The organism is Micromonospora sp. KC723 (assembly GCF_004348595.1).
In the GTDB taxonomy this organism is placed as follows: domain Bacteria; phylum Actinomycetota; class Actinomycetes; order Mycobacteriales; family Micromonosporaceae; genus Micromonospora.
The window spans coordinates 17,933-37,702 of sequence record NZ_SMKD01000017.1; the positions used below are offsets into that span (position 1 = coordinate 17,933).

Consider the following 19,770-nt stretch of genomic DNA (forward strand, 5'->3'; position numbering starts at 1 on the left):
CGCCGTTGCGAACGTCCTCCGGATCCGACCCTGACCCCACCCTGAGATCCCGGGGGCGCGGATGTCGGGGGCGTCCCCGTGGTGGTGGGGCGGCACGCCGTGTGACGATCGAGCCGGCGCCGGGACCGTCCGGCGTGCCTGTCGCACCCTCCGTCACCGGGAGCCTCCGATCAACGCCGTGACGCCGCCACCCCGCCTCTACCGGGCGCCCGAACACCGGCTGGCCGCCGGCGTGGCCGCCGGCATCGCCGACCATCTCGGCATCCCGGTCCTGCGGGTACGGGTCGCGTTCATGATCCTGCTCGGGCTCAGCGGCCTGGGGCTGCTGCTGTACGCGGCGTTCTGGGCGGTGGTGCCGCTGCGCCCCGGTGACACCGCCGTACCGCCCCGCCGGGACCCCGCCCAACTGCTGCCCTTCGTCCTGATCGGGCTGGGTGTGCTGCTGGTGCAGGTGATGGTCTTCGACTCGGTGGGCGCCACGGGCACCGCCGGGTGGCTGGTGGCCATCATCGCGGTGGGCGCCGGGGTGATCTGGCACCAGTCCGCGCCGGAACGCCGTCGACACTGGGGTGGCGCGATGCCGGTGCCCTGGTTGGGCGCGGTGGTGGAGGAGAGCGACCGGCGTTCCTTCGTGCTCCGGTTCGCCGGCGGCGGGCTGCTGGTCGCGGTCGGCATCATCGGCGTGGCGGCGGTGTACTCCCCGATGCAGAACGTCGACGCGGTGGTCAACGGTGTGATCTTCGCGCTGGTCGGGCTGGCCGGGGTCGGGGTGGTGGCCGGGCCGGTGCTGTGGCGGACGTGGAACCAGCTGCGTTCCGAGCGGGAGGGGCGCATCCGGGAGCAGGAGCGCGCCGAACTGGCCGCGATGGTGCACGATCAGGTGCTGCACACCCTGGCCCTGATCCAGCGCAACGCCACCGACGTGAAGACGGTGCAGCGGCTGGCCCGGGGCCAGGAACGTTCCCTGCGTAACTGGCTGTACAAGCCCACCGGCTCGCCGACGGAACGGTTCGCGGCGGCGTTGGAGCAGGCCGCCGCCGAGGTGGAGGACACCTTCGCGATCACCGTGGAGGCGGTGGTGGTGGGCGACCGGGAGACCGACGAGCGGGTCGGGGCGCTGGTCGCGGCGGCCCGGGAGGCGCTGGTGAACGCGGCCCGGCACGCCGGGGTGGCGACGGTGTCGCTCTACGCCGAGGTGGAGCCGGAGCAGGTGAGCGTCTTCGTCCGCGACCGGGGCAAGGGTTTCGACCCGGATACCGTGGAGGACCACCGGCACGGCGTACGAGGATCGATCGTCGGGCGGATGAAGCGGCACGGTGGCCGGGCGGAGATCCGCTCCGGGCCGGGGGAGGGGACCGAGGTCCGGCTGATCCTGCCGATCAGCGGCACCGGCTCCACAGCGGAAAGGGACAGATGACCATGGCGGAGCAGTCGATGGAACCGGTCGAGGGGGCGGACGCCCGGAACGGGCGGCTGCGGGTCTTCCTCGTCGACGACCACGCCATGTTCCGGGCCGGCGTACGGGCGGAGCTGGGCGCGCACGTCGAGGTGGTGGGGGAGGCCAGCACGGTCGCCGAGGCGGTCACCCGGATCGCCGCGTTCCAGCCCGACGTGGTGCTGCTCGACGTGCACATGCCCGACGGCGGGGGGCGCGCGGTGCTGGACGCGATGCGGCGTACCCACCCGCAGGTCAGGTTCCTGGCGCTGAGTGTGTCGGACGCGGCCGAGGACGTGATCGGGCTGATCCGGGCCGGCGCCCGGGGGTACGTCACCAAGACCATCTCCCCGGACGAGCTGACCGCGGCGATCCGCCGGGTGGCGGACGGGGACGCGGTGTTCAGCCCTCGGCTGGCCGGGTTCGTGCTGGACGCCTTCGCGGCCCGGCCGGACGCGCCGGTCGCCGACCCGGAGCTGGACCAGCTCACCAACCGGGAGCGGGAGGTACTGCGCCTGCTCGCCCGGGGGTACGCGTACAAGGAGATCGCCAAGGAGCTGTTCATCTCGATCAAGACGGTCGAGACGCACGTCTCCAACGTCCTGCGCAAGCTCCAGATGTCCAACCGGTACGAGCTGTCCCGTTGGGCGGCGGACCGCCGGCTGGTGTGACGGCGCGGGACGAGACGGAACCACCCCCGGGTACCATCGTGGAAGCCATCCTCCACCCGGTTACGATGCTCCCCGGCCAGTCCGAGGCGGCGTCATCCGGGTGGGCAGAAACGGTCAACGTTCGGTGGGATTTGGAGCGTGGCCGGGTGGTGGCGGGACGGCTCACGGCTGAGCTTCTCGGGTCGGGACGCCCCGGCAACCCGGTTGCCCTGCCTGCTCAGAGGGGCACGAGCGGGACAGTTGGTGATCTTTTCCGAAGTATCGGCAACGTGGCGGGCAACTAACGGCTTGATAACGGCACCTTCACGCAATGGGCAGGTGGGTGTCACAGTGGCAGCACCTCATCCTCGGTGCGAGGCATCCGCACGTTCGCCGGCCACGGCGCCGCCCCTCCATGCGGCTCGTGGCCGTCGAGTCTGCGCGGAGTCGGACGCGGGGGTGTGGTGGCCCGGCGGATCGGTCCCCCTGGGGTGTCCCGATTTCCTCTGCGGTAAACCGGTGGCCTGAGACACGAGGTCCCCGGCGGTGTCACCCCCATACGTGCGTGAAACCCACGACGGAACCAGGTTAGAAAGAGGAGGCCCCTCGGAATGAGAGTCTCGAAGCGGGCGAGTGGCGCCATCGCGGTTGGCATGGCCGCCGCGCTGGTCGCCAGCGGTTGCTCGAACAGCGACAGCGGCGAAGGCGACGCCGCCGCCAGCAAGGACGGCGCGATCGTCGTCAACGGCGTCCAGCCCGAGAACCCGCTGGTTCCGGCCAACACCACCGAGACCGGTGGCGGCAAGCTCATCGACAACCTGTGGACGGGTCTGGTCGAGTACCCGAACGACGGAAGCGCCCCGCGCAACGCGCTGGCCGAGTCCATCGACACCACAGACTCGAAGGTCTTCACCATCAAGATCAAGAAGGGTACCAAGTTCCACGACGGTACCGAGGTGAAGGCGAAGAACTTCGTCGACGCCTGGAACTGGGCCGCCTACTCGCCGAACGGCGCGGCGAACGGCAGCTTCTTCGCCGACATCGCCGGCTACGGCGACGTCGCCACCGAGGACCCGGACGGCGACGGCCCGCAGAAGGCGCCGGCCCCCAAGGCCGACAAGCTGTCCGGCCTGAAGGTCGTCGACGACCAGACCTTCGAGGTCACCCTCGGCGCGCCGACCGCGGTGTTCCCCACCAAGCTCGGCTACAGCGCCTTCATGCCGCTGCCGGACGTCTTCTTCACCCAGAAGCCGGAGGAGTTCGGCAAGAAGCCGATCGGCAACGGCCCGGTCAAGTTCGTGTCGTGGGAAGACAACGTCGCGATCAAGCTCACCCGCTTCGACGACTACACCCTGCGCGACAAGGTGAAGGTCAAGGACTTCACCTACAGGCTCTACCAGAACGAGGACGCGGCCTACGCCGACCTGCTCTCGGGCAACCTCGACTTCCTGGAGCCGATCCCCACCTCGGCGCTCGCCGGTGACAAGTACAAGACCGACCTGGGCGACCGGGCCCTGTCCACCGTCGTCCCGGCGACGGCGTTCATCGCCTTCCCGATCTACGACAAGCGCTTCGCCAACCCGAAGCTGCGCAAGGCCGTCTCGCTGTCGATCAACCGGCAGGAGATCTCCGACAAGATCTTCTTCGGTACCCGCAAGCCGGCCGACAGCTGGGCCAACCCGCTCACCCCGGGTGCCCCGCAGGGCAACTGCACCGCCTGCAAGTTCGACCCGACGCAGGCCAAGCAGCTTCTCCAGGAGGCCGGCGGCTTCCAGGGCGAGATGGTCTTCTACTACAACGCCGACTCCAGCCACAAGGACTGGATGGAGGCCGTCGCGCAGCAGGTGAAGACGAACCTCGGCATCGAGGCCCGCGCCGAGGGCGTGCCGACCTTCGCGGTCTTCCGCCAGAACGTCAACGCCCGCAAGATGACCGGCCCGTACCGTGCCGCCTGGCAGCAGGACTACCCGGACATCGAGAACTGGGTGAACCCGCTCTACGTCAAGGGCGGCTCCTCCAACGACGGCCTGTACAACAACCCGCAGGTCGACGCGCTGGCCAAGGAGGCCAGTGGCGCCGCGAGCCTGGAGGCGTCGCACGCCAAGTTCGCCGATGCGCTGAAGATCGTCGACGAGGACGTCCCGAGCATCCCGATCTACTTCTACGGCCTGCAGGTCGGCCACTCGGAGAAGATCAAGAAGCTCGAGCTGACCAACGTCGGTGAGCTGGACCTCTCCTCGGTCGAGCTCTGATCCGAACGGTCTGACTGACCCCGGGTCGGGTCCGCCACATCCGGTGGACCCGGCCCGGGGCCGTTCCGCGAGCGGGTGACACCATACCCACCCTCGCCTGCTGCCCCAGCGTGTCGGCCGCCGGCGCGCTCCCTGTCTGGAGGACCACCCCATGGGCCGTTACCTCGTGAGACGGCTGCTCCAACTCGTGCCGGTGTTTCTCGGCACCACGTTCCTGATCTACTGGCTGGTCTGGTCCGTGCCCGGTGATCCGTTCGCCGGCAAGTGCGGCGAACGCCGTTGCCCGCCGGAGTACGTCGCGGCGATGACCGCGAAGTACCACCTGGACCAGAACGTCTTCGTGCAGTACGCCACCTACATGAAGAACCTCCTACAGGGGGACTTCGGCACCACGTACAGCGGCCGGTCGATCAACGACATCATCGCCACCGCGTACCCGAACACGCTGAAGCTGGCCGTCGTGGCGCTGGCGATCGAGGCCGTGATCGGGCTGACCGCCGGCGTGCTGACCGGCCTCCGCCGCAACGGCTTCCTGGACAACCTGGTCCTGGTCTCGACGCTGTTCCTGATCGCGCTGCCGGTCTTCGTGGTCGGCTTCGTGCTCCAGTGGCTGTTCGGCGTGCAGTGGAAGATCGTTCCGGCGACCGTCTCCAGCGAGATGCCGTTCTCCCAACTGCTCATCCCGGGTTTCGTGCTGGGTAGCGCCTCGATGGCCTACATCGCCCGGGTGGCCCGGACGAGCATCGCCGAGAACCGGCGGGCCGACTACGTCCGTACCGCGATCGCCAAGGGTCTGCCGATGCGCCGGGTGGTCGGGGTGCACCTGCTGCGCAACTCGCTGATCCCGGTGGTCACCCTCCTCGGCACCGACCTCGGTGCGCTGATGGGTGGCGCGATCGTCACCGAGGGCATCTTCGGCATCAACGGCATCGGCCGGCAGGTCTACCGGTCGATCGTCACCAAGGAGAGCGCTACCGTTGTCTCCATCGTGGTGGTGCTGGTGCTGGTCTACCTGCTGATGAACCTGCTGGTCGACCTGCTCTACGCCGCCCTGGACCCGAGGATCCGCTATGAGTGACCCCTCCGCCGCCTCGATCGTCAGCACCCCCCGGCCGGAACAGCCGACCGAGATCGGTGCCCCCACCAACGCCGGCCTGCCGGAGAGCGCCCGCACCGAGAAGCCGCGTGGCCTGCTCGGCGACGCGTGGCGTGACCTGCGCCGCAAGCCGCTGTTCTGGATCTCCACGTCGGTAATCCTGCTCTTCGTGGTGATGGCGGCCTTCCCGTCCCTGTTCTCCTCCGGGGACGCGGTGAACGGCTCGCTCTCCCACAGCCTCGAGAAGCCCTCGTCGCAGGCCTGGTTCGGCTACGACATCCAGGGCCGGGACGTCTACGCCCGGGTCATCTACGGCGCCCGCGCCTCGATCGTGGTGGCGCTGCTCTCCGTGCTCGGCACCATGTTGTTCGGCGGCCTGATGGGCATCATCTCCGGCTACCGGGGCGGCTGGGTCGACGCGCTGCTCTCCCGCATCGCCGACGTCTTCTTCGGCCTGCCGTTCGTGCTCGGCGCCATCGTGATCCTGACCACCTTCAACGGCTCGGGCAGCAACAACAGCAAGGTCAAGATCATGGGGCTGGTCATCGCCTCCCTGGTGATCCTGAGCTGGCCCGTCGTCATGCGGCTGATGCGCTCCTCGGTGCTGGCCACCAAGGAGGCCGACTACATCGTGGCGGCGCGGGCCATGGGCGCCAGCACCGGCCGGATCATCTTCAAGCACCTGCTGCCGAACTGCCTCGCGCCGCTGCTGGTCTACTCCACGATCATGGTCGGCTCGTTCATCGGCGCGGAGGCCACGCTCTCCTTCCTGGGCGTCGGCCTGAAGAGCCCGGTGGTGTCCTGGGGCATCATGATCAGCGAAGCGCAGAACTACATCCGGGTCGCGCCGGGCCTGGTCTTCTTCCCCGCCGCGTTCCTCGTGACCGCCGTGCTGAGCTTCGTCATGCTCGGTGAGGCCGTCCGCGAGGCCCTCGACCCGAAGCTCCGATAGGGGACTGAGTTGTCCGACATTCTCGTGTCCGAGCAGAGCGCACCCGGCGCCGGCGGCGCCGGCCGCCCCTCCGGCCGGCTGCTCGAGGTCGACGACCTGCGGGTGGAGTTCCGTACCCAGGACGGCGTCGCCAAGGTCATCAACGGGGTCACGTACCACGTCGACGCGGGGGAGACCCTCGCCGTGCTCGGCGAGTCCGGCTCCGGCAAGAGCGTCACCGCGCAGACCGTCATGGGCATCCTGGACATGCCGCCGGGCTTCGTCACCGGCGGGCAGGTCCGCTTCCACGGCAAGGACATGCTCACCATGTCCGCCGAGGAGCGCCGCCGCATCCGCGGTGAGGGCATCGCGATGATCTTCCAGGATTCGCTCTCCGCGCTGAACCCGGTCTTCACCGTCGGCTTCCAGATCGCCGAGCAGTTCCGGATCCGGCGCGGCACGAGCCGCGCGGAGGCGAAGAAGCGCGCGATCGAGATGCTCGACCAGGTCAAGATCCCGAACGCCAAGGGCCGGTTCAGCAACTACCCGCACCAGTTCTCCGGCGGTATGCGGCAGCGCGCGATGATCGCCATGTCGCTCGCGCTCGACCCCGAGGTGCTCATCGCGGACGAGCCGACCACCGCGCTGGACGTGACCGTGCAGGCCCAGATCATGGACCTGCTCGGCGAGCTCCAGCGGGAGCGGCAGATGGGCCTGATCCTGATCACCCACGACCTCGGCGTGGTCGCCGACGTCGCGGACCGGATCGCCGTCATGTACGCCGGCCGGATCGTCGAGGAAGCCGACGTCTACGACCTGTACGCCAAGCCGGCGCACCCCTACACCCTCGGCCTGCTCGACTCGATTCCCCGGATGGACGAGAAGGGGCAGCAGCTCCGTACCATCAAGGGCCTCCCGCCGAACCTGATGAACATCCCGCCGGGCTGCCCGTTCAACCCGCGCTGCCCCATGGCGCAGCCGGTGTGCCGGGAGAAGGTTCCGCCGCTGCTGCAGATCGGCGCCGGCCGGGCCAGCGCCTGCCACTTCGCCGAGGAGCTGGTGAACCGTGACTGAGAACATCCTCGAAGTCCGTGACCTGGTCAAGCACTACCCCGTCACGCAGGGGATCGTGTTCAAGAAGACCGTCGGGCACGTCAAGGCCGTCGACGGCGTCTCCTTCGACCTGAGGGCCGGTGAGACGCTCGGCGTGGTGGGCGAGTCGGGCTGTGGCAAGTCGACCCTGAGCCGGGTGCTGATGAGCCTGGAGAAGCCCACCGCCGGCCAGGTGGTCTACAAGGGCCAGGACGTCGCCACGCTCTCCGCGGGGGCCATGCGTCGGCTGCGCCGGCAGATCCAGTTGGTCATGCAGGACCCGTACACCTCGCTGAACCCGCGGATGACCGTCGGTGACCTGATCGGCGAACCGTTCGAGATCCACCCGGACGTGGCCCCGAAGGGCAGCCGCCGGGGCAAGGTCAAGGAACTGCTCGACCTGGTCGGCCTCAACCCGGAGCACATCAACCGGTACCCGCACCAGTTCTCCGGCGGCCAGCGCCAGCGCATCGGCATCGCCCGGGCGCTCGCCCTGCGCCCGGAGATCATCATCTGTGACGAGCCCGTCTCGGCCCTGGACGTGTCGATCCAGGCACAGGTGATGAACCTGCTGGAGAAGCTCCAGAACGAGCTCGGCCTGTCGTACGTCTTCATCGCCCACGACCTGTCGGTGGTACGTCACCTCTCCGACCGGGTCGCGGTGATGTACCTCGGCAAGATCGTGGAGATCGGCACCGAGGACGAGATCTACGAGCGGCCGACCCACCCGTACACCCAGGCGCTGCTCTCGGCGGTGCCGGTGCCGGACCCGACGCTGCGCGAGAGTAAGGCGATCATCCGGCTCACCGGTGACGTCCCGTCCCCGATCAGCCCGCCCTCGGGCTGCCGGTTCCGGACCCGGTGCTGGAAGGCGCAGGACGTCTGCGCCGAGCAGGTGCCGCTGCTGGAGGTCCGGCCGGGCTCGGACCACCCGAGCGCCTGCCACTTCGCCGAGAAGCGGGAGATCGTCGCCAGCCACCCGGCGTGAGTCGCCCCGAACCGCCTGCCGGCCACACACGGACGCCGGCAGGCGGTTCGCCGTTTCCGGCCCGGCCCGCCGCCCACCTGCCCGGACCACGGACCCGAGGGTGGGGCGATCCGGCCGGTCCGCCCCCGCCGGGCGCGGACCAGGGTGCGCCGAACCCTGGACGCGCCGCCACGGCCGCCGCTCAGAGCGGCCCGCGGCCGGCTCGCAGCAGGAGCAGGGCGAGTTGGGTGCCGTCCGCGCCGAGCGCCTCCCGGAACCGCTCCAGGATCTCCCGCTCCCGGGAGAGCACCAGCCGGGTGCCGCCCGAGGCCATCCGGGTGGTGCCGACCTCCCGGGAGAGTTCGGCGCGTTCCTGCCAAAGCTCGATCAACGTCCGGTCGATCTCGTCGATGCGCTCGCGGATCGCGGCGATGCGGGCCGCCGCGGCCGGTTCGTCGGTCCCGAAGCGGGCCGCGGTGTTCCCGCCCGGCGTACCCGTCGACCCGGCCGCCGCCTCACCGCTCTGCTCCACCACGTCTGCCATCATCGGTCGTACCTTCCTGACGTCGTGCCCGGTGTCGGGATCCCGGGACGGAGAAAGCCCCGGGCTCCAAGAGCCCGGGGCTTTCTCGTAGGTCTGGTTGATCAGGCGCGACCTACGGCAGCCGGACTCCCGGTGCCGTAGTAAAAGTAGAGGCGCTGACCGAACACGTCGTCGAGTATGCCGACCGTCGCCGCGGCGGCGCAAGGATTCCGCCAATACGTGGGATGTCGCACGGCCCCGCAGGGCCCGGGGCCGTGCGACGGCACGTCAGCCGAGCCTGGTGATCCGGTCGGCCGGGCCCGGTCCCACCGGCTCGCCGGCTCCGAGGTACGCGACGAGCGCGTCCACGTCGAAGCCGGGAGACGTGGTGCGGCCGGTGCCCGCCCGCAGCTCGGTGAACCCGTCCCCGCCGTTGGCGAGGAAGTCGTTCGTGGTGACCCGGTAGCTGGCCGCCGGGTCGACCGGGATGCCGTGCAGCGCCAGCGCGCTGACCCGGGAACCCGCCGGGGCGGTGGTGTCGTACGAGTAGGTCAGCCCGGCGGACGGCTGGAGGATCCGCTGGCTGGTCTGCCCCTTGAAACCGACGAACTGCTGCTCCAGCACGCTCTTGAGCTGGGCACCGGTGAACGTCTGGGTGACCACGAGGTTGTTGAACGGCTGCACGGTGAACGCCTCGCCGTAGGTCACCTCGCCCGGCGCCTCCCCGCCGGCCGACGCCGCGTACGCCAGGGAGGACCGGACGCCACCCGGGTTCATCAACGCGATCTGCGCTCCGTCGCCGCGGGTGTACGCCAGCTGCGCGTCGGCGATCACGTCACCCATCGGGCTCTCCCCGTTGGGGCGGGCTTCCCGGCCGATGTCCGCGCTGATCCGCCCGACCACCCGGTTGGCGATCGGGGCGACCGCCTCGCGGTACTTGTCGGCCAGCGCCTCGGCGCCCCGGTCGACCAGCTGCGGGTTCTTGACGAAGACCCCGCCGGTCTGCTGCCAGGTGCCGTCGGCGTTGCGGACGCCGTTCTCCACGACCACGTTCTTCGCGGTGATGCCGGTGAACCGGCCGGTGCGCCGATCCAGCGAGTAGTCGATGTCGGTGATCAGCTGGCCGTTGCTGCCGGCGCTGGTCACCACGCTGTGCGCTCCCGAGGAGTTCGGCAGCGAGCAGGAGTAGAAGCGGTGGGTGTGCCCGGAGACCACCACGCCGAACTCGGGGCGCAGCCCCTTGACGATGTCCACGATCGGGCCGGAGAAGTTGGCGCAGTCGGAGATGCCGGGCAGGCTCGGCGGCGCGGCCTGCCCGCCGCCCTCGTGCACCAGCAGCACCATCGCCTTGACGCCGAAGAGCTTCAGCAGCCCGCCCCACTTGTTGGCGGTCTGGACCTCGTCGGTGAAGGTGACGTCCTTGATGCCGGCCGGGTTGACGATGCCCGGGGTGCCCTCCAGGGTGACCCCCACGAAGCCGACCGGCACACCGCCGACGAAACGGACGTCGATCGGGGGCAGGATCGGCAGCTTGGTCTTCTTGCTGATGGTGTTCGCCGCGAGGTAGGTGAACTTCGCGCCGGCGAAGCCGTCCCCGTCCTGGCAACCGTCGACCGGGTGGCAGCCGCCCTTGTTGATCCGGATCAGCTCGTCGACGCCCTCGTCGAACTCGTGGTTGCCGACCGAACTGATGTCCAGCCCGATCTCGTCCATCAGCTCGATGGTGGGCTCGTCGTGGAAGGCGGCGCTGACCAGCGGGGTGGCGCCGATCAGGTCACCGGCGCCGACGGTGGTGGTGGTTCGCCCCTCGGCCTGCGCCTCGGCGCGCAGCTTCTTCAGCCAGGTGGCGAGGTATTCCACGCCGCCGGCGGGGGTGCCGTTGACCGTGGCACCGCTGCCGCCCGGCGGGTCGATGGCACCGTGGAAGTCGTTGTAGCTGAGGAACTGGCCCTTGACCTCGTGGCCGGCGGGCTTGGCGTAGGAGACGGCGACGGGAACGAGCCCGGCGGTGTCGTCGGCGGTGGCCGGCGGCGGCGTGGACCGGCCGGCGACCGGCAGACCGGCCACCACGGCCAGGGCGAGGGCGGGTACGGCGAGGTGACGCAGCACGGCCCGACCGCGCGAGCGCGGTTGACTCATGGTTGTTCTCCCAAGTCGGGTACGGGGGAGTGGTCGGAGCTTTCCGCGTCATCGTCCCGGGTCGGGGACGAAGACACCAGGGGCGACACCATGACAGGTTTGTCTCAGTCGCCACTGACCGGGCCGGCGCGGGGCGTGCGCGGTCGGGAAGTGTCCGGCGTGCGGCATAGACTCGCCGTGCGATGCATCCTCTCTTCGACATCCCCGCGTCCCCGCCCACGCCCGAGCCTGCCCGGACGCCGCCGCGCCGGCCGGGCTCCGCCGTCGCGCGCCTCGACCCGCAGCAGCTCGTCGAGGGGTTGAACGGCCCGCAGCGGGACGCGGTCACCCATGCCGGTTCGCCCCTGCTGATCGTGGCCGGCGCGGGCTCGGGCAAGACCAAGGTGCTCACCCACCGGATCGCCTATCTGCTGGCCGCACGGGACGTGCACCCCGGCGAGATCATCGCGATCACCTTCACCAACAAGGCCGCCGGGGAGATGAAGGAACGGGTGGCCAACCTGGTCGGCCCGCGGGCCCGGCTGATGTGGGTGTCGACGTTCCACTCCGCCTGCGTGCGCATCCTCCGCGCCGAGCACGAGCACGCCGGGCTCAAGTCGACCTTCTCCATCTACGACGCCGACGACTCCCGCCGCCTGATGCAGCTGGTGGCCCGCGAACTCGACCTGGACCCGAAGCGGTACCCGGCGCGCGGGCTGGCCGCCCAGGTGTCCAACCTGAAGAACGAGCTGGTCGACCCGGAGGCGTTCGCCTCCCGGGCGAAGGGGCCCAACGAGCGGGCCCTGGCCGAGGCCTACACGCTCTACCAGCGTCGACTGCGCGAGGCACACGCGCTGGACTTCGATGACCTGATCATGACCACGGTGCACCTGCTCCAGTCGCACCCACACGTCGCGGAGAGCTACCGCCGCCGGTTCCGGCACGTGATGGTCGACGAGTACCAGGACACCAACCACGCCCAGTACGTGCTGATCAAGGAGCTGGTCTCCGGCACCGAGGGAATCCCGCCGGCCGAGCTCTGCGTGGTCGGCGACGCCGACCAGTCGATCTACGCGTTCCGCGGCGCGACGATCCGCAACATCCTGGAGTTCGAGCGGGACTTCACCGACGCCCGGACGATCCTGCTGGAGCAGAACTACCGCTCCACGCAGACGATCCTCAACGCCGCGAACGCGGTCATCGACCGGAACACCTCACGGAAACCGAAACGGCTGTGGAGCGACGCCGGCGCCGGTGAGCGGATCGTCGGCTACGTCGCCGACACCGAGCACGCCGAGGCGGACTGGGTGGCCCGGGAGATCGACCGGCTGGTCGACGACGGTGCCGCCCGCCCCGGGGACGTCGCGGTCTTCTACCGCACCAACGCCCAGTCCCGGGTCTTCGAGGAGGTGTTCATCCGGGTCGGCCTGCCGTACAAGGTCGTCGGCGGCGTGCGCTTCTACGAGCGCAAGGAGGTCCGCGACGCGTTGGCCTACCTGCGCGCGGTGGTCAACGACGACGACACGGTGAGCCTCCGCCGGATCCTCAACACCCCCCGCCGTGGCATCGGCGACCGGGCCGAGGCCTGTGTGGAGGCGCTGTCCAGCCGGGACCGGATCTCCTTCGGCGCGGCGCTGCGCCGGGCGAAGGACGCCCCCGGCATCTCCACCCGGGCCGCCAACGGCATCGCCGACTTCGTGGCGCTGCTCGACGGCGCGCGAGAGCTGGCCGAGACCGGCACCCCCGAGGAGGTGCTGGAGGCGTTGCTGACCCGCTCGGGTTACCTCACGGAGCTGGAGGAGAGCCTCGACCCGCAGGACGCCGGCCGGGTGGACAACCTCCAGGAGTTGGTCAGCGTCGCCCGGGAGTACACCGAGCGGATCGAGGCGACCGCCGAGGAGGGGGAGCGGGCCACCGTCGCCGGCTTCCTGGAGCAGGTCGCGCTGGTCGCCGACGCCGACCAGGTCCCTGCGCAGCCCGGCTCGACGCCTGACGGCGCCGAGGCGGACGACGACGCGCCGTACCAGGGCGTGGTCACCCTGATGACGCTGCACACCGCCAAGGGGCTGGAGTTCCCGGTGGTGTTCCTGACCGGCCTGGAGGACGGCGTCTTCCCGCACCTGCGTTCGCTGGGCGACACCCGTGAGCTGGAGGAGGAGCGCCGGCTGGCGTACGTCGGCATCACCCGGGCCCGGCAGCGGCTGTACCTGTCCCGGGCGGTCACCCGGTCCGCCTGGGGGCAGCCGTCCTACAACCCACCGTCACGGTTCCTCGAGGAACTTCCCCCCGAGCTGGTTCGCTGGGAGCGCACCGAAGGGTCGTACACCTCGTGGGCCGGTGGGGGCGGCGGTGTCGGGGGCCGTGCGGACCGCGCGCCCGGCGGGCGTGGCGGCTTCGTCGGGGGTACGCCGAAGGCGGCGCAGCTCGCCCAGCGCCTCGGGGTGGACGCCAGCCGGCTGGCCACCGCCAGTGAGCTGCGGCAGGCGCCGAAGGTGGCGGTTGGTGACCGGGTCAACCACCAGCGCTACGGGCTGGGCCGGGTGCTGGCCGTGGAAGGGCACGGCCCGGGGGCCCGGGCGCAGATCGACTTCGGTGACCAGGCTCTGTGGTTGGTGCTGCGGCACGCCCCGATCGACAAGCTCTGACATCGGCGCGGCGGGGCCGTCGCACCGGGTCGCCCCCTCGGCGTCGGCGCGTCCGGCCGGACAGCGCCGCGCGTCCGGGTGGGAATAGGATATCGACGGTCTTGCCGGGTCGGTGGCTGTCGACCCGCCCGTACGCCCCTCGCTGGAGAGTCGGTGACCTCTTCCATCCGCTGGATCTCGATCGACTGTGCCGATCCGTACCCGCTGTCGCGGTTCTACGGCGCGGTGACCGGCTGGGCAACCGACGATGAGGACCGGCCCGGCCATGACGAGTGCGCCGTGCTGCCGCCCGCGCCGGGACACCCTGGCCTGTTGTTCACCCGCGTGCCGGAGCCGAAGACCGGCAAGAACCGGCTGCACCTGGACCTGCAGCCGCGCGAGAGCACCCGCGACGAGGAAGTCGACCGGCTCGTCGCCCTCGGTGCCACGGTGATCGCCGACCGGCGTGGCGAAGGGCAGGGCTGGGTCGTGCTCTCCGACCCGGAGGGGAACGAGTTCTGCGTGAACACCAGCTCCGCCGAGCGCGGTACCCCTGGGTGAGGACGCCCTCGCGGCGGGAGGGCGGGCAGTCGGTGCCGGCGCCCCGACGCGGGACGACCCACCGGAGGTCCGGTCAGCAGGCGACGTCGATGCCCCGGGCGCGCAGGAACGGCGCCGGGTCGATCTGGTTCCACATCTGGCCCTGGTGCACCTCGAAGTGCAGGTGCGGGCCGGTGGAGTCGCCGGTGGAGCCCTCCAGGCCGATGGTCTCGCCGGCGGCCACCCGGTAGCCTGCGCTCACCTTCGCGCTGCTGAGGTGGGCGTAGTGGGTCAGGTAGCCGTTGCCGTGGTTGATTACCACGGAGATGCCGTAGCCGTCGCCGGCGTCGCCGGCCTTCTCGACGGTGCCGCCGAACGCGGCACGGACCGGGGTGCCGGCGGGCATCGCGAAGTCGATGCCCGCGTGCAGGGTGCCCCCGCGCATGCCGTAGCACGAGGTGATCTCGGCGCCCTTCATCGGGATGACCCAGGACGGCGTGGGCTTCGGCGTCGGCTTGCTGGTCTTCTTCGGGGTGCGCCTGGGAGCGGGTTTCCTCGAGGCTGCCGGTGATGCGCTGGCGCTCGGGCTCGCCGTCGTGGGACTCGGGGTGACCGAGGGGCTCACCGACGCGATCGGCTCCCGGGCGGAGCGGTCGGCCCGGTCGGCGGCCTCGGCGCGGGTCTGGGCGTCGAGCGACACGGCGGTCGGGGCGGGGGTGTCGTCGGAGCCGAACGCGACGGTCGCGGCACCGGCGACGCCGAGGCCGACCAGGGCGACCGCGCCGACGACGAGGCCGCGTCCGCCGCGGCGCCTACGCAGCCGGTGCCGGGCCGGTCCGGCCGGGGTCGTGGCGTTCGGGGTGTTGCTGTCTTCCTGCACGGCGGACCTTCACACACTCGGAGGGCGGGGACCCGCCCATCCTGGGTGCCACCCGGGGCGGCGGCCGGTACCGGTACGGGCGGGTGGCCGGAGCTGCCCGAGGCGGCGTGCCCGCTTTGCGGCGGTGTCACCGTCTCCACGTGCATTTCTGATCATGTGGCCCGTGGCCTCGATCACACTCCGTGGTGTGACGTAGTTGACTTTGGCGCACGAGAAACCGCCCGGATCGTTCGATCCGGGCGGTCAACGGGCGATACGGAGCGTCAGGAAGCCGCTACCTCGCTGTAATATGCCTCGACTTGCAGCTTGATGTCCACTCCGCGCTCCTGGAGCCACGGCACCGGGTCCAGTGGCTCGCCCTTGACATGGATCTCCAGATGCAGGTGGGAGCCGTACGAGTGGCCGGTGTTGCCCACCAGGCCGAGCTGGTCACCGGCCTTGACCTGCTGCCCCTCCCGGACGCTCACCTCGGAGGAGTGGCCGTAGATGGCCTCGCTGCCGTCGGGGTGCTGGACGATTACCGCGTAGCCGTACCCGCCGAACCAGCCGGCCTTGGTGACGGTGCCGGAGTGGATCGCGACGTACGGGGTGCCCTCCGCCGCGACCAGGTCGATGCCGGTGTGCAGCTTGCCCCAGCGCATCCCGTAGGGGGAGTTGAAGTCGTAGCCCTGCAGGGGCAGCAGCCACGGGTCCGCCTCGGTGGACGCTCCGTTGCCGCCCCGAACGGTGTCACGGGTGGCGCGGTCGGCGGCCTCGGCGCGGGCCGCCGCGTCCTGGCTGGTGATCGAGGCCTGCTTCAGCTCGTCGAGGACCGACGGGCTGACGCTCTTGCTGTCGGGAAGGGCGTTCGCGCCGAGGGCGACGATGCCGGCTCCCACGAAGGCGGTGGTGACCACCGCCGCGTAGCGGCTGCGTGGGGGAGTGGGTACACGGCGGCGGCCACGATATCTATCGGGCTCAGACGACAGGCGCTGGCGCACGCACACCCTCCGTTGTCGGGGATCCGATGCCGACTCGGGCCGTCCGGTGAAGTGCGGTCGAACGTCCGTTGGCGGCGTCGTCACCCGTCGGTGGACCTGATGACAACCGTGGACACGTTAGCCCTCCGCCGCCCCCGTCACAAGCGGAAGCGCCGAACCAGTCGGGCTTTCTGTCCCTTTCCGTCCGTCATTGTCATATCTCTGGACGCCGTACGGCTGTCCCCCATACTGCCCATAAGTTGCGCACAGTGACCGTTCGGCGGAGGTGTCCGGCTTCCGTTCGGCTGGCTTCGGCGATAGGGGTTGCAGGCCGGTTTCCCAGCCCCCCGGTCGCCGGGTTACCGTTCGTTCAGGTGGTAGCCGCGGAGCCCGTGGAAGGTGTGCGCTGATGAGCTCTCGTATCCGGGTCGTCGTCGCCAAGCCGGGCCTCGACGGCCATGACCGCGGCGCCAAGGTCGTCGCCCGCGCCCTCCGCGACGCGGGCATGGAGGTCATCTACACCGGCCTGCACCAGACCCCGGAGCAGATCGTGGAGACCGCCATCCAGGAGGACGCCGACGCCGTCGGACTCTCCGTGCTCTCCGGCGCGCACATGACGCTCTTCCGTCGGGTGCTGGAACTGCTCGCCGAGCGGGACGCCCGGGACATCGTCGTCTTCGGTGGCGGCATCATCCCGGACGCCGACATCCCCGAGCTGGAGCAGCTCGGTGTCGCGAAGATCTTCACGCCCGGCGCGACCACCCAGTCGATCGTCGAGTGGGTCCGGGCGAACGTCGCCCAAGCCGTCGCCTGACAGCGACACTCACGCCTCGCCCTCCGGCAACCTGCCGGGTGCGCGAGCCGGGGCGGGCCGAGCGTGTCGCGACGGGACGACCCGGAACGGGTCGCGGGCAGGGGGAAGGGCCGGACGCACCCCTCACACGCCCGGCCCTTCTATGCACGATGCCCCGCCGCCACCCCTCGACCGACAGGGCATCGGCCGCTCCCGTCGTCGCGCCATCAGCGCTTCGACATCAGACTCAACGACGCCCCCACCAGGGGGTTACGCCCCTTCTCCGGGATCTTCGGCGGCCATCTCGGCCGGGTGCCGGGCACCGGCGCGTCGCGCGCGGCACGCTGTGCATTACCGCACACCACGCACCCGCTCGGTTGCCGGCGGTTCCTGTCTCGCTAGGCTGCGGCCGACGGCTGTTTGAACTGATGACGGGCGTCAACGGAGTTTCCACAACGCTGGTGGCGGCGCGACGGCGCGCCGCGGAGACGGGACGGGACGCGCAATCGTGGACCTGTACGAGTACCAGGGGCGGGACCTGTTCGAGCGGCACGGTTTGCCCGTGCTCGCCGGCGGCGTCGCCACTACCCCGGAGGAGGCCCGCGCGATCGCCGAACGCCTCGGCGGTCGGGTGGTCGTCAAGGCGCAGGTGAAGGTCGGCGGCCGAGGCAAGGCCGGCGGCGTCAAGCTGGCCGAGGGCGCGGAGGAGACGGTGGCCCGGGCCACCGACATCCTCGGCATGGACATCAAGGGTCACACCGTCCACAAGGTCATGATCACCGTGACCGCGGACGTGGCCGAGGAGTACTACTTCTCGTACCTGCTCGACCGGGCGAACCGCACCTTCCTCTGCATCGCCAGCGTCGCCGGCGGCATGGACATCGAGCAGGTCGCCGCCGAGACCCCCGACAAGGTGGTCAAGGCCCCGATCGACGCCGTCGAGGGCGTGGACGAGGCGAAGGCCCGCGAGATCGTGACCGCCGCCGGGTTCCCCGCCGAGGTCGCCGACCAGGTCGTCGAGGTCGCCGTGGGCCTGTGGCAGGCCTTCGTCGCCGAGGACGCCACGCTGGTCGAGGTGAACCCGCTGGCCAAGACCGGCGAGGGCAAGCTGCTGCTGCTCGACGCCAAGGTCACCCTCGACGAGAACGCCGGCTTCCGGCACCCGGACCACGAGGCCCTGGTCGACCAGGCCGCCGTGGACCCGCTGGAGCAGGCCGCCAAGGAGAAGGACCTCAACTACGTCAAGCTCGACGGCGAGGTCGGCATCATCGGCAACGGCGCGGGCCTGGTCATGTCCACGCTCGACGTGGTCGCGTACGCCGGTGAGCGGCACGGCGGCGTGAAGCCGGCCAACTTCCTCGACATCGGCGGCGGCGCGAGCGCCGAGGTGATGGCCAACGGCCTGGAGATCGTGCTCTCCGACCCGTCGGTGAGGAGCGTCTTCGTCAACGTCTTCGGCGGCATCACCGCCTGCGACGCCGTCGCCAACGGCATCGTCCAGGCGCTGGCCCTGCTGGAGCAGCGCGGCGAGAAGGCCACCAAGCCGCTCGTCGTCCGCCTCGACGGCAACAACGCCGAGGCCGGTCGGGCGATTCTCGACGGCGCGAACAACCCGCTGATCCAGCGGGTCGACACCATGGACGGCGCGGCCGAGCGGGCCGCCGAGCTGGCGGCTGCGGGGGTCTGACAATGGCTATCTGGCTGACCAAGGACTCGAAGGTCATCGTCCAGGGGATGACCGGCTCCGAGGGCATGAAGCACACCCGGCGGATGCTCGCCGCCGGCACCACCGTCGTCGGCGGCGTGAACCCACGCAAGGCCGGCACCACCGTCGACTTCGACGGCGCCGAGCTGCCGGTGTTCGCCTCCGTCGCGGACGCGATGAAGGAGACCGGGGCCGACGTCACCGTCATCTTCGTGCCGCCGCAGTTCACCAAGGGCGCGGTGGTCGAGGCCATCGACGCGGAGATCCCGCTCGCCGTGGTGATCACCGAGGGTGTGCCGGTGCACGACACCGCCTCGTTCTGGGCGTACAACGTGGCCAAGGGTGCCAAGACCCGGATCATCGGCCCGAACTGCCCGGGCATCGCCTCGCCGGGGGCCTCCAACGCCGGCATCATCCCGGCCGACATCACCGGCACCGGCCGGATCGGCCTGGTCAGCAAGAGCGGCACGCTGACCTACCAGATGATGTACGAGCTGCGTGACATCGGCTTCTCCACCTGCGTGGGCATCGGCGGTGACCCGATCATCGGGACCACGCACATCGACGCTCTCGCCGCGTTCGAGGCCGACCCGGAGACCGACGCCATCGTGATGATCGGTGAGATCGGCGGCGACGCCGAGGAGCGGGCCGCCGAGTTCATCAAGGCCAACGTCACCAAGCCGGTGGTCGGCTACATCGCCGGCTTCACCGCGCCGCCCGGCAAGACCATGGGCCACGCCGGCGCCATCATCTCCGGCTCGGCGGGCACCGCCGAGGCGAAGAAGGAGGCGCTGGAGGCCGTCGGCGTCAAGGTCGGCAAGACCCCGACCGAGACCGCCAAGCTGATGCGGGAGATCATGTCCGGCCGCTGAGCGGACGGACGGGACGTCGAGGGGGTCGACCGGTGACGGTCGGCCCCCTCAGCGGTTGTCCCAGAGCGGGTACGTCCCGGTGGCCCGCCAGATCGCGGTGCCGATGATGTTGATCACTCCGAAGGCGATGGCCAGGTAGCCGAGCAGCGGCGACTGACCGTACCGCTTGGCGTCGCGGATCGACAGGTAGCCGAGGACGATGCCCAGGATGCCGCAGCAGATCAGGCCGAGGACGATGCCGAGGACGCCCCACAGTGTGGTGCGGTCCCTGCCGGCCGCGGGTGGCGGCGGGGGCGGCGGGTACGGAGCGGTCACGGCTTCCTCCCAGCGCTC

17 protein-coding genes are annotated in these 19,770 nt (G+C 70.4%); 12 read left to right on the top strand and 5 right to left on the bottom strand.

The window, feature by feature from the left end:
* Positions 1-178: 178 nt before the first annotated feature.
* The 7 genes from E1165_RS06550 (at position 179) to E1165_RS06580 (ending at position 8,444) form a co-directional block, all read left to right on the top strand.
* Positions 179-1,417, top strand: coding sequence for an ATP-binding protein (locus tag E1165_RS06550; protein ID WP_132388739.1), 1,239 nt, complete (start codon positions 179-181; stop codon positions 1,415-1,417).
* A 2-nt stretch (positions 1,418-1,419) separates the two neighbouring features.
* Complete coding sequence (locus E1165_RS06555; protein ID WP_132388809.1) at positions 1,420-2,106, top strand: response regulator transcription factor; 687 nt, start codon at positions 1,420-1,422, stop codon at positions 2,104-2,106.
* Between the two features lie 590 nt (positions 2,107-2,696).
* Positions 2,697-4,337 (top strand): ABC transporter substrate-binding protein, encoded by a 1,641-nt coding sequence (locus E1165_RS06560; RefSeq protein WP_132388741.1) that lies wholly within the window; start codon positions 2,697-2,699, stop codon positions 4,335-4,337.
* Between the two features lie 151 nt (positions 4,338-4,488).
* Positions 4,489-5,415, top strand: coding sequence for an ABC transporter permease (locus tag E1165_RS06565; RefSeq protein WP_132388743.1), 927 nt, complete (start codon positions 4,489-4,491; stop codon positions 5,413-5,415).
* Positions 5,408-6,385, top strand: coding sequence for an ABC transporter permease (locus E1165_RS06570; RefSeq protein ID WP_132388745.1), 978 nt, complete (start codon positions 5,408-5,410; stop codon positions 6,383-6,385). The genes E1165_RS06565 and E1165_RS06570 overlap by 8 nt, the downstream gene beginning before the upstream one ends.
* Positions 6,386-6,409: 24 nt before the next feature.
* The gene (locus E1165_RS06575; protein ID WP_132388811.1) at positions 6,410-7,438 is read left to right on the top strand and encodes an ABC transporter ATP-binding protein; all 1,029 of its coding nucleotides are present in this window, start codon (positions 6,410-6,412) and stop codon (positions 7,436-7,438) included.
* On the top strand, positions 7,431-8,444 hold the full coding sequence (locus tag E1165_RS06580; protein WP_132388747.1) for an ABC transporter ATP-binding protein: 1,014 nt from the start codon (positions 7,431-7,433) through the stop codon (positions 8,442-8,444). The genes E1165_RS06575 and E1165_RS06580 overlap by 8 nt, the downstream gene beginning before the upstream one ends.
* Positions 8,445-8,625: 181 nt before the next feature.
* Here E1165_RS06580 and E1165_RS06585 read toward each other — a convergent pair whose 3' ends face one another.
* Both E1165_RS06585 and E1165_RS06590 read right to left on the bottom strand, forming a co-directional pair.
* The gene (locus E1165_RS06585; protein ID WP_132388749.1) at positions 8,626-8,970 is read right to left on the bottom strand and encodes a chorismate mutase; all 345 of its coding nucleotides are present in this window, start codon (positions 8,968-8,970) and stop codon (positions 8,626-8,628) included.
* 264 nt (positions 8,971-9,234) lie between these two features.
* Positions 9,235-11,085, bottom strand: coding sequence for a bifunctional UDP-sugar hydrolase/5'-nucleotidase (locus tag E1165_RS06590; RefSeq protein WP_132388751.1), 1,851 nt, complete (start codon positions 11,083-11,085; stop codon positions 9,235-9,237).
* A gap of 182 nt (positions 11,086-11,267) precedes the next feature.
* On the opposite strand from E1165_RS06590, the gene pcrA reads away from it, so the two are divergent.
* Positions 11,268-13,709: a DNA helicase PcrA gene (gene pcrA, locus E1165_RS06595; RefSeq protein ID WP_132388753.1), complete on the top strand. Its 2,442-nt coding sequence runs from the start codon at positions 11,268-11,270 to the stop codon at positions 13,707-13,709.
* Positions 13,710-13,862: 153 nt separating this feature from the next.
* Complete coding sequence (locus E1165_RS06600; RefSeq protein WP_132388755.1) at positions 13,863-14,249, top strand: VOC family protein; 387 nt, start codon at positions 13,863-13,865, stop codon at positions 14,247-14,249.
* Positions 14,250-14,322: 73 nt separating this feature from the next.
* Here E1165_RS06600 and E1165_RS06605 read toward each other — a convergent pair whose 3' ends face one another.
* A complete protein-coding gene (locus E1165_RS06605) occupies positions 14,323-15,108 on the bottom strand; it encodes a M23 family metallopeptidase (protein ID WP_132388757.1) in 786 nt (261 codons plus the stop codon).
* Positions 15,109-15,371: 263 nt separating this feature from the next.
* A complete protein-coding gene (locus E1165_RS06610) occupies positions 15,372-16,088 on the bottom strand; it encodes a M23 family metallopeptidase (RefSeq protein WP_132388759.1) in 717 nt (238 codons plus the stop codon).
* A gap of 388 nt (positions 16,089-16,476) precedes the next feature.
* Between E1165_RS06610 and E1165_RS06615 the strand changes: the two genes are divergently transcribed.
* From E1165_RS06615 to sucD, 3 genes are all read left to right on the top strand, one after another.
* Positions 16,477-16,881: a cobalamin B12-binding domain-containing protein gene (locus tag E1165_RS06615; RefSeq protein WP_132388761.1), complete on the top strand. Its 405-nt coding sequence runs from the start codon at positions 16,477-16,479 to the stop codon at positions 16,879-16,881.
* Between the two features lie 487 nt (positions 16,882-17,368).
* A complete protein-coding gene (gene sucC, locus E1165_RS06620; protein WP_132388763.1) occupies positions 17,369-18,547 on the top strand; it encodes an ADP-forming succinate--CoA ligase subunit beta in 1,179 nt (392 codons plus the stop codon).
* Between the two features lie 2 nt (positions 18,548-18,549).
* Positions 18,550-19,437 carry a succinate--CoA ligase subunit alpha gene (gene sucD, locus E1165_RS06625; protein ID WP_132388765.1) on the top strand — a complete coding sequence of 296 codons (888 nt, stop codon included), beginning with the start codon at positions 18,550-18,552 and terminating at the stop codon, positions 19,435-19,437.
* A gap of 48 nt (positions 19,438-19,485) precedes the next feature.
* Here sucD and E1165_RS06630 read toward each other — a convergent pair whose 3' ends face one another.
* Positions 19,486-19,752: a DUF4190 domain-containing protein gene (locus E1165_RS06630; protein WP_132388767.1), complete on the bottom strand. Its 267-nt coding sequence runs from the start codon at positions 19,750-19,752 to the stop codon at positions 19,486-19,488.
* Positions 19,753-19,770 lie beyond the last annotated feature (18 nt).

Bases quoted from the DNA above. Each gene is read 5' to 3' on its own strand.
- E1165_RS06555 (WP_132388809.1), top strand. From the start codon at position 1,420: ATGGCGGAGCAGTCGATGGAACCGGTCGAGGGGGCGGACGCCCGGAAC.
- E1165_RS06560 (WP_132388741.1), top strand. From the start codon at position 2,697: ATGAGAGTCTCGAAGCGGGCGAGTGGCGCCATCGCGGTTGGCATGGCC.
- E1165_RS06565 (WP_132388743.1), top strand. From the start codon at position 4,489: ATGGGCCGTTACCTCGTGAGACGGCTGCTCCAACTCGTGCCGGTGTTT.
- E1165_RS06570 (WP_132388745.1), top strand. From the start codon at position 5,408: ATGAGTGACCCCTCCGCCGCCTCGATCGTCAGCACCCCCCGGCCGGAA.
- E1165_RS06585 (WP_132388749.1), bottom strand. From the start codon at position 8,970: ATGATGGCAGACGTGGTGGAGCAGAGCGGTGAGGCGGCGGCCGGGTCG.
- E1165_RS06590 (WP_132388751.1), bottom strand. From the start codon at position 11,085: ATGAGTCAACCGCGCTCGCGCGGTCGGGCCGTGCTGCGTCACCTCGCC.
- pcrA (WP_132388753.1), top strand. From the start codon at position 11,268: ATGCATCCTCTCTTCGACATCCCCGCGTCCCCGCCCACGCCCGAGCCT.
- E1165_RS06615 (WP_132388761.1), top strand. From the start codon at position 16,477: ATGAGCTCTCGTATCCGGGTCGTCGTCGCCAAGCCGGGCCTCGACGGC.
- sucD (WP_132388765.1), top strand. From the start codon at position 18,550: ATGGCTATCTGGCTGACCAAGGACTCGAAGGTCATCGTCCAGGGGATG.